Below are 14200 nucleotides of genomic sequence, written 5' to 3'. Positions count from 1 at the left end.
GCCGGCCGTTCCGCACCCCTGCTCGGGGTGCGGGGCGGCCGGCAGTCGCGAGGGTGGGCCCATGCGTGAAGCAAGCACCACAGACGACCAGGCGGGCGGCACAGTGACAGCGACCAGCAGCACCCCGGGCGGCGGGCGGCCGCAGACGGGCCCGGACGACATCCTGGAGATGCGCTCCATCACCAAGACGTTCCCGGGCGTCAAGGCCCTCTCCGACGTGACCATCAAGGTGCGTCGCGGCGAGGTGCACGCCATCTGCGGCGAGAACGGCGCCGGCAAGTCGACGCTGATGAAGGTGCTCTCGGGCGTCTACCCGCACGGCACGTACGACGGCGACATCGTCTTCGAGGGCCAGGTGGCCCGGTTCGCGAACATCAACGAGTCCGAGCACGCCGGCATCGTGATCATCCACCAGGAGCTCGCGCTGGTGCCCTACCTGTCCATCGCGGAGAACATCTTCCTGGGCAACGAGGTCAAGGGCCGCGGCGGTCTCATCGACTGGAACCGCGCGAACGGCGAGGCTGGCAAGCTGCTGCGCCGCGTCGGCCTGAAGGAGAACCCCACCACGCCGGTCGGTCAGCTGGGCGTGGGCAAGCAGCAGCTGGTCGAGATCGCCAAGGCGCTCACCAAGGACGTGAAGCTGCTCATCCTCGACGAGCCCACCGCCGCGCTGAACGACAACGACTCCGAGCACCTGCTGGGGCTGCTGCGCCAGCTGCAGGCCGAGGGCATCACCTGCATCATCATCAGCCACAAGCTGAACGAGATCATCTCGATCGCCCAGTCGACGACGATCATCCGCGACGGCCGCACCATCGAGACCCTCGACATCGCCGCCGGCGAGGTCACGCAGGACCGCATCATCCGCGGCATGGTCGGCCGCGACCTCGAGAGCCGCTACCCCGAGCGCGAGAGCCACCCCGGCGAGGAGGTGCTGCGCGTGGAGGACTGGACGGTCGGCCACCCCACGCAGGACCGCAACGTGGTCGAGGGCGCCAGCCTCTCCGTGCGCGCCGGCGAGGTCATCGGCATCGCCGGCCTGATGGGGGCCGGCCGGACCGAGCTGGCCATGAGCATCTTCGGACGCTCCTACGGCCGCTACCGCGGTGGGCGCCTGTACAAGCGCGGCCAGGAGATCCAGGCGAGGAACGTCCGCGAGGCGATCAAGCACGGCCTGGCCTACGCCACCGAGGACCGCAAGAAGTACGGCCTCAACCTCATCGACGACATCAAGCGCAACGTCTCGGCGGCGGCGCTCGAGAAGCTCGCCGGCGGCGGCGGGCTGGTGAACTCCAACGAGGAGATCGCCGTCGCCGAGCGCTCGCGCAAGGACATGAACATCAAGGCGCCGACCGTGATGTCCGTGACCGGCAAGCTCTCGGGCGGCAACCAGCAGAAGGTCGTCCTGTCGAAGTGGATCTTCACGGACCCCGACGTCCTCATCCTGGACGAGCCGACGCGCGGCATCGACGTGGGCGCCAAGTACGAGATCTACGTGATCATCAACAAGCTGGTCGCCGCCGGCAAGGCCGTCATCGTCATCTCCTCCGAGCTGCCCGAGCTGCTCGGCATCTGCGACCGCGTCTACACGCTGTCGCAGGGCCGGATCACCGGTGACGTCCCCATCGGCGAGGCCACCCCCGAGCGCCTCATGGAGCTCATGACCCTCGAGCGCGTCACCGCGCGCTCGGGCGCCTCCGGTGGCGTCACGGTGGGCACCTCGAGCGAGGCCCCCGCCGTCCCCGGCGCGCCCCAGCAGTCCGAGCAGTCTCGCTCGCCCATCTCCAGCCAGAAGCCCGAGGACCTCGCATGAGCACGAGCACCACCGCGCCCGCCAAGGCGCCCGAGCCCAAGACCGGGAGCGCCAACCCCCTGGTCGCCCTCACGGCCAACCTGCGCCAGAGCGGCATCTACATCGCCTTCGTGCTGGTGGTGGCGCTGTTCGCGGTGCTCACCGACGGCCGGAGCCTGGCCGCGGCCAACGTCTCGACCATCGTCACGCAGTACGCCTACGTGCTGGTCCTGGCGATCGGCATGCTGATCGTCATCGTCGCCGGGCACATCGACCTGTCCGTCGGCTCGGTGCTGGCGGTGGTCGGCGCCGTGGCGGCCCGCCTCGCCATCACCTACGAGCAGCCGTGGTGGGTCGCGGCGCTCGCGGCCCTGGCCGTCGGGATCGTCATCGGCGCCTGGCAGGGCTTCTGGGTGGCCTACGTGGGCGTCCCGGCCTTCATCGTGACGCTGGCGGGCATGCTGCTCTTCCGCGGCCTGGACTACCTCGTCCTGGAGAACATCTCCCTGTCGGGCTTCCCGCCGGCGTACTCCAAGATCGCCACCGGCTACCTCAACGGCCTCATGGGCGGCTACGGGTACGACGCCTTCACGCTGCTCATCGGCGCGCTCGCCGTGGTCGGCTTCGTGGTGCAGCAGCTCCGCACCCGTCGGGCCCGGGTGAAGTACCAGCAGACGGTCGAGGCGCTGCCGGTCCTGCTCCTGAAGATCGTCATCGTCGCGGCCGTCGTCATGTGGTTCGCCTACCAGCTCGCCACCGCCCGCGGCCTGCCGATCGTGCTGATCCTGCTCGCCGTGCTGATCCTCGCGTACGCGGTGATCACCAAGTCGACGGTCTTCGGCCGCCAGGTCTACGCCATCGGCGGCAACCTGTCCGCCGCGATGCTCTCGGGCGTGAACGTCCGGAAGGTCAACTTCTGGATCTTCGTCAACATGGGCTTCCTGGCGGGCATCGCCGGCGTCATCTTCTCGGCGTACACCAACGGCGCCCAGCCGGCCGCCGGCACCGGCGCCGAGCTCGACGCCATCGCCGCTGCCTTCATCGGCGGTGCTGCGGTCACCGGCGGCGTCGGCACGATCGTCGGCGCCATGGTCGGTGGCCTGCTGGTCGCCGTCATCAACAACGGCATGATCATCCTCGGTCTCGGCCAGGAGTGGCAGTTCATCATCCGCGGCATGGTGCTGCTGCTGGCCGTCGCCTTCGACGTCTACAACAAGCGGCGCTCCGGCACCCGCTGACGCTCCGCCTCCACCACGACGTCCGCCCGCCCCCGGTCACCGGGGGCGGGCGGACGTCGCCGTGCGGGGCGGGTGGGCGGGCGGGGGCTCAGGTGAGGTCGCGGTGCAGCGTGCGACGCTCCCAGGACCCGTCGCGGGTGGCCCGGACGTGGTCGACCTCGAGGCGCGCGGTGGCGCCGTCGACCACCACCGTCATCACCCCGTTCTCGAACCACGGGCCCTCCTCGACCTCCCAGCGCGCCGGGGGCCGCCGCACGCCCGCTGTCCGGGCCAGCAGCGCCGCCGCCGCCCGCACCGGCCGGACGCCGGCCAGGCGGTTGGCCACCCGCAGCGCCGGCTTGAGGGGGTTGCGGAAGGGCGACATCACCAGCTGGTGCACCGCGGTGCGGCTGCCGACCACCCCGTCGAGCTCGGCCCGCGCGGTGTAGCTGCAGTGCACGTCGCCCGAGAGCAGCAGGATGCTGGCCGGCGGCTCCGGCCCGGAGGCCACGCGGGCCAGCAGGCGCAGCAGGTCGTCCAGGGACGTCCCGAACGCCGCCCAGTGCTCCAGGTCGACCGCCTGCCGGATCTTCTCGCCCACCCCGGACAGGCGCCGCCCCCACCGCCCGGCGACGACGGCCTCGTTCCAGCCCTCGACGTCGGAGAACGCCGGGACCATCAGCACCGGCAGGGTGCTAGCCAGCAGCAGGTGCTCCACCGGACCGTCGTCGGGGGAGCCCAGCGCCTGCTGCTGCACCCAGGCCCACTCGGCCTCGTCGAGGATGGCGCGGTCGTCGGGCTGCAGCCTGCGCGAGCAGCGGCAGTCGACGGCCACCAGCCGCACGCGGTGCCCGGTGCCCCCGGACCCGCCGCGGGTGTCGCCGAAGTCCCGTACGTAGCTCCAGCGGGCGCTGTCCGGCTCGTTGTCGGCGCGCTCCGCGTGGACGTCCAGCAGCTTCGTCCGCGTGTCGTCGTCGTCAGCGGCCTGGATGGCCGCCAGCAGCTCCTCGGCCTCGAGGGCCTCGGGGGAGAGGTTGCCCAGGTGCTGGTAGACCCAGTAGCTGCCCAGGGCGCCCCGCACCCGGTCGTCGAACCACGGCTTGCGGCGCATCTCCTCGCGCCAGGCCAGCGACGTGTTCCAGTCGTCGCGCAGGTCGTGGTCGTCGAGGAGCATGCAGGTCGGGACCGTCGAGAGCAGCCAGCGCACCGGCGGCTGGCTCCAGCTCTCGGTGTAGAGCCAGGTGTACTCCTCGAAGGTGCAGATCTCCTGCGCCACCTCGGGGTGCTCGGCGACGTCGGGGTCGCGGCGGGCGCTCTCCAGCCGCTCGCAGACGGCCCGGGAGGGCTCGTCGGCGTAGAGCTGGTCGCCGAGCATGAGCAGCACGTCGGGGCGGTGGGGCGCCGGTGCCCCGGCCCGCCCGCTGTCGGGGTCCGGCGCGCCGAAGGCGATCCGGTTGGCCAGCTCGACCAGGGCGTCGGGTCCCACCTGGGCCACGCCCTCGGCGTCCAGCGGCTCCGAGCGGCGGCACGAGCCGAAGGCCAGGCGCAGGCGGCCGTCGTCGTGGGCGGTCCGCACCAGCGACGGGGGGTAGGCCGCCAGCTCCGGGGACCGCTCGGCCGACGGCGGCCACACCCGCCGCTGCGAGCCCTCGGTGTCGAGCCAGACCTCGTAGGGCAGCTCGGCGGCCTCCGGCAGGCCGCGCACGACGAGGATCGCGTAGTGGTGCCCGTGGACGCCCCACGTGTCCGTGGACGCCGCGACCGGCGCGTCCAGCACGCCGCCGCCCACCTCGACCCGCACCGCGCACGGCGCGCTGGTCTCCACCCACAGGGTGGCGCTGGTCGCGGCGACGTGGCGCAGCACCGGCCCGAGCAGCAGCTCGGGCCCCTCCCGGACGTCCTGGTCGGCGGTCCGGTCGTCGGTCCGGTCGGCGATCACGGGGCCATCCTGCGCCCCCGCGGCGCCGGGCACCTCCCGCAGGGGCCCCGGCCCCCGAAGGTCAGACGTAGCGCTCGAGGATGCTCGACTCGGCCAGGCGCGAGAGGCCCTCGCGCACGGCGCGGGCGCGGTGCTCACCGACGCCGCCGACGGTCATGAGGTCGTCGGTGCTGGCCGCCAGCAGCTTCTGCAGCCCGTCGTAGTGCGTGACCAGCCGGTCGACGACGACGGTGGGCAGGCGCGGCACCTTGCTGAGCAGCCGGTACCCGCGCGGGGAGGCGGGCGAGTCGAGCGTGTCGCCGTCGATGAGCAGGCCCAGCACCCGGGCCAGCGCCTCCAGGTCGACCAGGCGCGAGTCGGTGAGGGCGGACAGGTCCTGCAGGACGGCGGCGACGGTGCGCCCGGTGCGGCTCGTCGTCTCCGCGGTGAGGTAGTCGCGCACCACGAGCTCGCGGTCGCCCCCGATGCCGCTGACCAGCTCGTCGAGCTGCAGGGACAGCAGGCGGCCGTCGGCCCCGAGCTCGACCACGTACCCGGAGATCTCCTCGGAGATCCGGCGCACCATCTCCAGGCGCTGCAGCACGCTGGCCACGTCGCGCAGGGTGACGAGGTCCTCGATCTCCAGCGCCGAGAGGGTGCCGGTGACCTCGTCGAGGCGGGAGCGGTACCGCTCCAGCGTGGCGAGCGCCTGGTTGGCGCGGGCGAGGATCGAGTCCGACCCCTCGACGACGTGCCGCCGGGAGCCCACGTACAGCGCCACGATGTTCATCGACGCGCTCACGGAGACCACGGGCAGACCGGTCTGCTTGGCGGTGCGCTCGGCGGTGCGGTGGCGGGTGCCCGACTCGCTGGTCTCGATCGACGGGTCGGGGACGAGCTGCACCGCGGCGCGCACGATGCGGGTGACGGCCCGGTCGCACACGATGGCGCCGTCCATCTTGGCCAGCTCGCGCAGGCGGGTGGCGGAGAAGTCGACGTCGAGCTCGAAGCCGCCGGTGGCCAGGTGCTCCACCGTCTCGTCGTACCCGAGCACCACCAGGGCCCCGGTGCGGCCCCGCAGGATGCGCTCCAGGCCGTCGCGCAGGGCGGTGCCGGGCGCCACCACGGCGAGCGTGGCCCTCAGGAGGGCCTCTTCCTCGCGCTCGTCCAGCACGGGGTGAGTCTAGGGGTGGCCCGGGGGGTGGGTCCGGCCGCGGGTGGCGCCCGGGGCTGCCTGGGGGTGCCTGGGGGAGCTCGGGGGCGCGCGGTCAGGCCGGGAGCACCCGGACGGCGGCCTCGCTCAAGGAGGAGACCTCCTCCAGCTGCGCCGCGGCGCGGGTGCGCGCGTCGAGCCGCTCGGCGGTGCCGGTGGGCACCAGCAGGCGCGTGTGCCCGAGCCGCACCGCCTCGGCGATGCGGGCGGCGAGCGCCGGCACCGGGCGCACGTCGCCGGAGAGCGTCACCTCGCCGACGGCGGCGACGTCGGCGGGCATCGGCACCTGGCGCGCCGCGGAGGCGATGGACAGGCAGACGGCGAGGTCGGCGCCCGGGTCGTTGATGCGCATCCCGCCGACGGTCGCGGCGTAGAGCTCCTGCTGGTGCAGCTTGACGCCGGCGTGCCGCTCGGTGACCGCCGTGAGCATCGCCGTGCGCGCCGTGTCGAGCCCGGACACGGCGCGGCGCGGCACGGGCGCCTGCGTCGGCGAGACGAGGGCCTGCACCTCGGCCAGCAGCGCGCGCCGCCCCTCGACGGTGACCGTGGTGCACGTGCCGGGGACGGGGGCGTCGCGCGTGCCGCGGAACAGGGCGCTCGGGTCGGGCACCTCGCGCAGGCCCGTGTCGGTCTGCTCGAAGCAGGCGACCTCGTCGGCCGGCCCGTAGCGGTTCTTGACCGCCCGCAGGAGCCGCAGGGTGCTGTGCCGGTCTCCCTCGAGGGTGAGGGTCGTGTCGACGAGGTGCTCCAGCGAGCGGGGCCCGGCCACCGTCGTCTCCTTGGTGACCTGCCCGACGAGGCACACCGGGAGGCTCCGCTCCTTGGCCAGGCGCGTCAGGGCGCTGGCGACCGCCATCACCTGGGACACCCCGCCGGGACGGCCCTCCACCTCCGCCGAGGAGACGGTCTGGACCGAGTCGACCACCAGCAGCGCCAGGTGCTCGCCCGACGTGCGCAGCTGCTCCACGTGGCCCAGGACGGCGCCGAGGTCGGTGTCGTCGGCGAGCAGCAGCGCCTCGGAGCGCGCCCCGGTCCGTCGGGCGCGCACGGCGATCTGCTCCACGGACTCCTCCGCGGAGACGTAGAGGACGACGGCGCCGGGACCGGCCGCCGCGGCCACGGCGTCGGCGACGGCCAGCAGCAGCGTGCTCTTGCCGGCGCCGGGCTCCCCGGCGAGCAGCAGCACCTGGCCCGGCACGAGCCCCCCGCCGACCACCCTGTCGACCTCGGCCAGCCCCGTGGGGGTGCGGCGCACGGTGCCGCCGGTGACGACCTCGCTGGCCCGGCGGGCCGGCCGCAGCGGAGCGGCGGGCGCCGGCACGCCCAGGGAGCGGTGCGCGGTGGCGGCGGGCCCGCCCGCGGCCGCCTCGGTGAGGGAGCCCCAGGCCTGGCACTGCCCGCAGCGGCCGACCCACCGGGGGGTGGACCACCCGCACTCGGTGCACCGGTGCTCGGTGCGGGCGGCGCGGGAGGAGGACCTGGTGCTCACGGGGACGACGCTAGGCGGGAGCACCGACGCCCCGCCCCACCTGCGCCGGGAGGGCGCAGCGGCGGGACGGGGCGTCGAGCGGGCGGTGCGAGGGCGTCAGCGCGCCTCGGGGTACGCCGCGGCGAAGCCGTGCATGGCGAGCAGCACCACGGCGCCGACGAAGCCGGCCGTGGTCGGGGCGATCGCGAGGATGAGCATCGCGATCTCCTTGGTGCGCGCGTACAGGAAGCCCGACGCGACGGCCATGATCAGCAGCCCCGCGACGGAGATGCCGAAGGCCTGCCAGGCGGCGTCGAGCGTGGCGCCGTCGATGTCACCGGGGGGCGCGATGGTGGCCGGGACGACGGTGGCGAGCACCGTGCCGCCCAGGAAGAGCAGGAACAGGGCGACGGACGCGGGGTTGAGCACGACCTTGCGGATGGGGCCGCGGTCGGGTGGGCTGTGGCGCTCGGTGGCGCGCGGCGACGTGCTGGTCATGGCGCACACTGTGCTCGTCGGCGCCTCCCGGCGCCAGCCCCCACGCTCGGCGCCCGCCGGGCCGGGGCGCGCCGCCGCGCCCCGGGGCCGCTCGGGTGGACCGCGCCGCGAGGGGCGTGCCGGCGCCGCCGGCGCGCCTACGATCGGGCTCCGAGCCCCGGCGGGGCGGCCGCCGCGCTCCCGCGGCGGCGGACGCGCGGAGGTGGCGGTGCACGAGTCGGCGAGGCCGCCGGTCATGGCCGACGTCGCCGCGCGCGCGGGGGTGTCGCTGCAGACCGTCTCGCGCGTGGTCAACGGCCACCACGCCGTGCGCTCCGACACCCGAGAGCGCGTCGAGGCGGCCATCGCCGACCTGGGCTACCGCGTCAACACGGCGGCGCGCGCCCTGGTGACCCGGTCGAGCCGCACGGTGGGCGTCGTGGGCGTCAGCACCGCGGAGTTCGGCCCCACGAGCGCGCTGCACGGCCTGGAGGCCGCGGCGCGGGCCGCCGGGTACGCCACCTCCGTGGTGCTCCTGCCCGACGTCGACCGCGCCGCGGTGCGGGCCGCCGTCGACAACCTGCGCGACCTGGGCGTCGACGGCCTCGTCGTCATCGCCCCCGACGACGCCGCCGTCGCCGCCCTCGAGGCGCTCGAGGCGTCGGTGCCCGTGGTGACCCTCGAGGCCCCGCTGGACGCCGCGGTCGGCGGGGCGCTGCCCTCGGCGAGCGTCGACCAGGAGCGGGGGGCGCGCCTGGCCGTGCGCCACCTGCTCGACCTGGGGCACGAGACGGTGCACCACCTGACCGGCCCCAGCGACTGGCTGGAGGCGCGCTCGCGGGAGGCGGGCTGGCGCGCCGAGCTCGAGGAGTCCGGTGCGCGCGTGCCCGAGCCGGTGCCGGGCGACTGGTCCGCCTCGTCGGGCCACCGCGCCGCGCAGCAGCTGGTCGACGACGGCGCGACGGCCGTCCTCACGGGCAACGACCAGGCCGCCATCGGCCTCCTGGGCGCGCTCTGGCAGCGGGGCCTCGCGGTGCCCGGCGACGTCAGCGTGGTGGGGTTCGACGACGTCCCGGAGGCGCCGTACCTGGTCCCGCCGCTGACGACCGTGCGCCAGGACTTCGACGCGCTGGGCCGCCGCTGCCTGGACGTGCTGCTCGCACGGCTGCGCGGCGAGGAGCCCGACGTGCAGCGCGTCGAGCCGTCGCTCGTGGTGCGCCTCAGCACGGGCCCGCCGCCGCGCCGCTGACCGGGCGCTGACCGACGGCTGACCGACCGCTGATCGGGGGCGGGGCGGGTTGACCCCGTTCCGTGTGAGCGCTCACACTGGCTGCGGCCGCCGGTGTCCTCCGTGCGGGCCGCCCCCAGGAGGAGACCGATGAGCACCACCGCCCCCGGCGTCCCGGCCCGCGGCGAGCGCGGCACCCACCGCCGCCTGCGCGAGGAGGTGGCCGCCCTGCACGGCCACCTGGTCCGCTACCAGCTGGTCACCTGGACCGCCGGCAACGTCTCGGCGCGCGTCCCCGGTGAGGACCTGTTCGTCATCAAGGCCTCCGGCGTCGACTACGAGACCCTCGACTGGCGCGGCGTCGTCGTGTGCGACCTCGACGGCAACCTGGTCGACGGCGAGCACGGCCCCAGCTCCGACACCGCCGCCCACGCCTTCGTCTACCGCTCCCGGTCCGACGTCGGCGGCCAGGTGCACACGCACAGCCCCTACGCCACGGCGTGGGCGGCGCGCGGGGAGTCCATCCCGTGCGTGCTCACGGCCATGGCCGACGAGTTCGGCGGCCCGATCCCCGTGGGCCCGTTCGCGATCATCGGCGACGACTCCATCGGCCGCGGCGTCGTCGCGACGCTCGAGGGCTCGCGCAGCCCCGCCGTCCTGATGCAGAACCACGGCGTCTTCACCATCGGGAAGGACGCGCGCTCGGCGGTCAAGGCCGCCGTCATGACGGAGGACGTCGCGCGCACGGTCCACCTCTCCCGCCAGCACGGCGAGCCCCTGCCCCTCCCGCAGGACGCCGTCGACAGGCTCTTCAACCGCTACCAGAACGTCTACGGCCAGCGCTGACCGCGACGACGCGGCCCCAGCACGAGCGCGACACCCCACGGAAGGCTGACCACGCACCCATGAGCCACACGTCACCCCTGCTCGACCCGTTCTCCCCCCGCGAGGTCTGGTTCCTCACCGGCAGCCAGGACCTGTACGGCGAGGAGACCCTCGCCCAGGTGGCCGAGCAGAGCCAGCGCGTGGTGGCGCTGCTCGACGGCGCGGACGTCGTCCCCGTGAAGGTCGTCTGGAAGCCCGTGGTGAAGAGCTCCGACGCCATCCGCCGCGTCATGCTCGAGGCCAGCGCCGACGACTCGGTGGCCGGCGTCATCACCTGGATGCACACCTTCAGCCCGGCCCGGATGTGGATCGCCGGCCTGTCGGTGCTGTCCAAGCCGCTGCTGCACCTGCACACCCAGGCCGACCCGGCGCTGCCGTGGGCGACCATCGACATGGACTTCATGAACCTCAACCAGGCCGCCCACGGCGACCGGGAGTTCGGCTACGTCCTGTCGCGCCTGCGCTCCAGCCGCACCACGGTGGCCGGCTACGCCGGTGACGCCGGCGTGCAGCAGCGCGTGGGGGAGTGGGCCCGCGCGGCCGTCGCCGCGTCCGTGGCGCGCTCGCTGAAGCTGGTCCGCTTCGGCGACACCATGCGCAACGTCGCCGTGACCGAGGGCGACAAGGTCGAGGCCCAGATCCGCTGGGGCGTCGACGTCGAGGCCCTGGGCGTCAACGCCCTGGCCGACGTCGTCCTGCAGGTCTCCGACGCCGAGGCCGACGCGCTGGTGGCTGAGTACGCCGACCGCTACGAGGTGGCCCCCGAGCTGCTGCCCGGCGCCGAGCGCGCCGACTCCCTGCACTACGGCGCCAAGATCGAGGTGGCGCTGCGCCGCGTGCTCGAGGCCAACGGCGCCGAGGCGTTCACCACCAACTTCGAGGACCTCGGCACCCTGCGCCAGCTGCCCGGCCTGGCCGTGCAGCGCCTCCTGGGCGACGGCTACGGCTTCGCCGGCGAGGGCGACTGGAAGACCGCGGCCCTGACGCGCGTGCTCAAGGCGGCCGGCGCCGGCCTGCCCGGTGGCACGGCGTTCATGGAGGACTACACCTACGACCTCGCGCCGGGTCAGCCGCAGCGCATCCTCGGCGCCCACATGCTCGAGGTCTGCCCGACCATCACCACCTCCACGCCGCGCATCGAGGTGCACCCGCTCGGGATCGGCGACCGCGAGGACCCGGTCCGCATGGTGCACACCGCCGACCCGGGCGACGCCGTCATCGTCGGCTGGTCCGACCTCGGCGAGCGCTTCCGCCTGGTGGCCAACGAGGTGCGCGTGGTGACCCCGCCGCAGGACCTGCCCAACCTGCCCGTGGCCCGCGCCGTCTGGGAGCCCCTGCCCGACTGGCGCACCTCCACCGAGTGCTGGCTCGAGGCCGGCGGCCCGCACCACACGGTGATGTCCACGCAGTTCGGCCTGGAGGTCCTCGAGGACCTGGCCGACGTCGTCGGCACCGAGCTGGCGATCATCGGCCGCGGGACGACGACGCGCTCCTTCAAGCGCGAGCTGCGCTGGGAGAGCGCCTACCGCGTCCTTCAGCGCGGCGTCTGACCCGCCCGCGGCCCACCGGGCCGCACCAGACCGCGCACCGGTCCCCGCCCGTCGACCCGGGCGGGGACCGGTGCGCCCCCACGTCCGGGCGCGGGCGCTCGTCGATCACGGGGCTCCAGCGACAGCTCCTGGGGCGACGGCACCGGAAGTCCGTGATCGCTCCTCGGGAGCCCGTCACCGGCGCCGGGGCCGGTCCACCGGGTGGGGTGCGCGCCCCGACCGTAGGGTGATCGCGTGCCTGTCGCCGTGACCCTCTCGACGGCCTCGGTGTACCCCCAGGGGGCTGCCGACGCGTTCGAGATGGCCGCCCGCCTCGGGTACGACGGCGTCGAGGTCATGGTCTGGACCGACCCGGTCAGCCAGGACGAGGACGCGATCGCCGAGCTCTCCGACCACTTCGGCGTGCCGGTCACCTCGGTCCACGCACCCACCCTGCTGCTCACCCAGCGCGTGTGGGGCCGCGACCCCTGGGCCAAGGTCGAGCGCGCCGCGCGCATGGCGAAGGGGCTGGGGGCCGGCACCGTCGTCGTCCACCCGCCCTTCCGGTGGCAGAAGGAGTACGCCACCGGCTTCGAGGCCGGGGTGCGGCGCATCGCCCAGGCCGAGGACGTGACCCTTGTGGTCGAGAACATGTACCCGTGGCGCGCCGGCGGGCGGGAGTTCGCCGCCTACCTCCCCAGCTGGGACCCGTGCGACCGCGACTACGACGCGCTGCTGCTCGACGTCTCCCACGCCGCCACGGCCGGGACCAGCTGCCTCGAGATGGCGCAGCGCATGGGCGACCGCCTGAGGCACCTGCACCTCACCGACGGCAACGGCTCCCCGAAGGACGAGCACCTGCTCCCCGGCGAGGGGTCGCAGCCGGTCGCCGAGCTGCTCGCCCACCTCGCCGCCACGGGGTGGCAGGGCGACGCGTGCGTCGAGGTCACCACCCGCACCAGCCGCGGTCCCGACGAGCGCCGCGCGGCGCTCGCGAGCGCCCTGGCCTTCGCCCGCCGGCACCTCGAGGTCCCCGCGCCCGCCTGACCGCCGGGGCGCCGCTAGCGTGCAGGAGTGACCGGTGGCGCGTTCGTGGTGTGGGACGACGCGCTCTCGGCGCACGACTTCGGCCCCGGCCACCCCATGGCGCCCCTCCGGCTCGACCTGACGGCGCGCCTCGCCCGCGACCTCGGCCTGCTGTCGGCGCCCGGCGTGCGCGTCGTCGGGTCGCGCGTGGCACCGGACGAGCTGCTGCTCACGGCCCACGACCCGGCCTACGTCGCCGCCGTGCGGCGGGTCTCGGCCGACCCGCGCCGGGTCGACCTCGCCCACGGCCTCGGCACCGACGACGACCCGGTCTTCGCCGGCATGCACGAGACCTCGGCGCGCTTCGCGGCCGCGAGCACCGACTGCGCCGAGGCGGTGTGGTCCGGCGAGGCCGAGCACGCCGTCAACGTCAGCGGCGGCATGCACCACGCGATGCCCGACCGCGCCGCGGGGTTCTGCATCTACAACGACCTCGTCGTCGCCATCCGCCACCTGCTCGCCCGCGGGGCCCAGCGCGTGGTCTACATCGACCTCGACGTCCACCACGGCGACGGCGTGGAGGTGGCGTTCTGGGACGACCCGCGCGTCATGACCATCTCGCTGCACGAGTCGGGGCGCACGCTCTTCCCGGGCACCGGGTGGCCGGAGGAGACCGGGGGCCCCGGCGCCGAGGGCAGCGCCGTCAACGTCGCCCTGCCCGCCGGGACGGCCGACGCCGGGTGGCTGCGGGCGCTCCACGCCGTGGCGCACCCCCTGGTGCGCAGCTTCCGGCCCGACGTCATCGTGACCCAGCACGGCGCCGACGCCCACGCCCAGGACCCGCTGGCCAACCTCTCGGTGAGCGTGGACGCGCAGCGCGCCGCGGCGCGGTCGCTGCACGAGCTCGCCCACGAGGTCTGCGGGGGGCGCTGGGTCGCGACCGGTGGTGGCGGCTACGACGTCGTCGACGTCGTACCGCGGGTCTGGTCGCACCTGCTGGGCATCGCCGCCCACGCCCCCGTGCCCCCGGCGACGCCGGTGCCGGCCTCGTGGCGGGAGCACGTGGAGGCGCAGGGCTGGGACGCCCCGCTGTCCATGACCGACGGCGCCGACGCCTGGTACACCCCGTGGGAGGCCGGGGCCGACCCCTCCGACCCCCTCGACCGCGCGGTGCTGGCCACCCGGCGGGCGGTCTTCCCGAACCACGGCCTGGACCCCTGGTTCGACTGAGCCCCACCCGCCGGCCGCTGGGTCGCGGTCGGCCCGGGGGCCGTCCGGCGCGCCGCCGAGACACGCCGCGACACGGCTCCCACCTGCAGCGGAGTCCCTGCGCGGGTGCTCCGGCGGGGTCACAGTGGGAGCCCGGGGAGGCCCCGCGAGAGCCGCTCGGGCATCTCACACGGTTGTAACTCGCGCAACGACTTCCCCAACCGTCACACGTGCCACT

At 74.7% G+C, this 14200-nt stretch carries 11 protein-coding genes; 7 read left to right on the top strand and 4 right to left on the bottom strand.

Going from position 1 to position 14200, the window contains the following annotated elements; genetic code table 11:
• Positions 1-169 precede the first annotated feature (169 nt).
• Positions 170-1813 carry a multiple monosaccharide ABC transporter ATP-binding protein gene (gene mmsA / locus F1641_RS08730; protein ID WP_194905049.1) on the top strand — a complete coding sequence of 548 codons (1644 nt, stop codon included), beginning with the start codon at positions 170-172 and terminating at the stop codon, positions 1811-1813.
• Entirely contained in the window at positions 1810-3030 is a 1221-nt protein-coding gene (gene mmsB / locus F1641_RS08725) for a multiple monosaccharide ABC transporter permease (RefSeq protein ID WP_194904475.1), read from the top strand. Before mmsA ends, mmsB begins: the two co-directional genes overlap by 4 nt.
• Positions 3031-3118: 88 nt before the next feature.
• Here mmsB and F1641_RS08720 read toward each other — a convergent pair whose 3' ends face one another.
• From F1641_RS08720 to F1641_RS08705, 4 genes are all read right to left on the bottom strand, one after another.
• Positions 3119-4948 (bottom strand): alkaline phosphatase D family protein, encoded by a 1830-nt coding sequence (locus F1641_RS08720; protein ID WP_206690786.1) that lies wholly within the window; start codon positions 4946-4948, stop codon positions 3119-3121.
• A gap of 61 nt (positions 4949-5009) precedes the next feature.
• Positions 5010-6101, bottom strand: a complete 1092-nt coding sequence (disA, locus tag F1641_RS08715; protein ID WP_309225490.1) for a DNA integrity scanning diadenylate cyclase DisA — start codon at positions 6099-6101, stop codon at positions 5010-5012.
• Between the two features lie 94 nt (positions 6102-6195).
• Entirely contained in the window at positions 6196-7629 is a 1434-nt protein-coding gene (gene radA, locus F1641_RS08710; RefSeq protein WP_309225489.1) for a DNA repair protein RadA, read from the bottom strand.
• A gap of 96 nt (positions 7630-7725) precedes the next feature.
• Positions 7726-8106: a hypothetical protein gene (locus tag F1641_RS08705; protein WP_194904470.1), complete on the bottom strand. Its 381-nt coding sequence runs from the start codon at positions 8104-8106 to the stop codon at positions 7726-7728.
• Between F1641_RS08705 and F1641_RS08700 the strand changes: the two genes are divergently transcribed.
• The 5 genes from F1641_RS08700 (at position 8105) to F1641_RS08680 (ending at position 13983) form a co-directional block, all read left to right on the top strand.
• On the top strand, positions 8105-9334 hold the full coding sequence (locus F1641_RS08700) for a LacI family DNA-binding transcriptional regulator (protein ID WP_219729519.1): 1230 nt from the start codon (positions 8105-8107) through the stop codon (positions 9332-9334). The two genes, F1641_RS08705 and F1641_RS08700, sit on opposite strands and share 2 nt — an antisense overlap.
• A gap of 129 nt (positions 9335-9463) precedes the next feature.
• Positions 9464-10159 carry an L-ribulose-5-phosphate 4-epimerase gene (locus F1641_RS08695; RefSeq protein ID WP_194904469.1) on the top strand — a complete coding sequence of 232 codons (696 nt, stop codon included), beginning with the start codon at positions 9464-9466 and terminating at the stop codon, positions 10157-10159.
• 59 nt (positions 10160-10218) lie between these two features.
• Positions 10219-11748 carry an L-arabinose isomerase gene (gene araA / locus F1641_RS08690; RefSeq protein WP_194904467.1) on the top strand — a complete coding sequence of 510 codons (1530 nt, stop codon included), beginning with the start codon at positions 10219-10221 and terminating at the stop codon, positions 11746-11748.
• Positions 11749-11982: 234 nt separating this feature from the next.
• Positions 11983-12774, top strand: a complete 792-nt coding sequence (locus F1641_RS08685) for a sugar phosphate isomerase/epimerase (protein ID WP_309225488.1) — start codon at positions 11983-11985, stop codon at positions 12772-12774.
• Between the two features lie 27 nt (positions 12775-12801).
• Positions 12802-13983 carry an acetoin utilization protein AcuC gene (locus F1641_RS08680; protein WP_309225487.1) on the top strand — a complete coding sequence of 394 codons (1182 nt, stop codon included), beginning with the start codon at positions 12802-12804 and terminating at the stop codon, positions 13981-13983.
• Positions 13984-14200 lie beyond the last annotated feature (217 nt).

The sequence above is a fragment of the Quadrisphaera sp. INWT6 genome (genome assembly GCF_015390235.1).
Classification (GTDB): Bacteria; Actinomycetota; Actinomycetes; order Actinomycetales; family Quadrisphaeraceae; genus Quadrisphaera.
The sequence above is the reverse complement of the archived record's forward strand: the minus strand, read 5'-3'. Positions and strand labels throughout refer to the sequence as shown.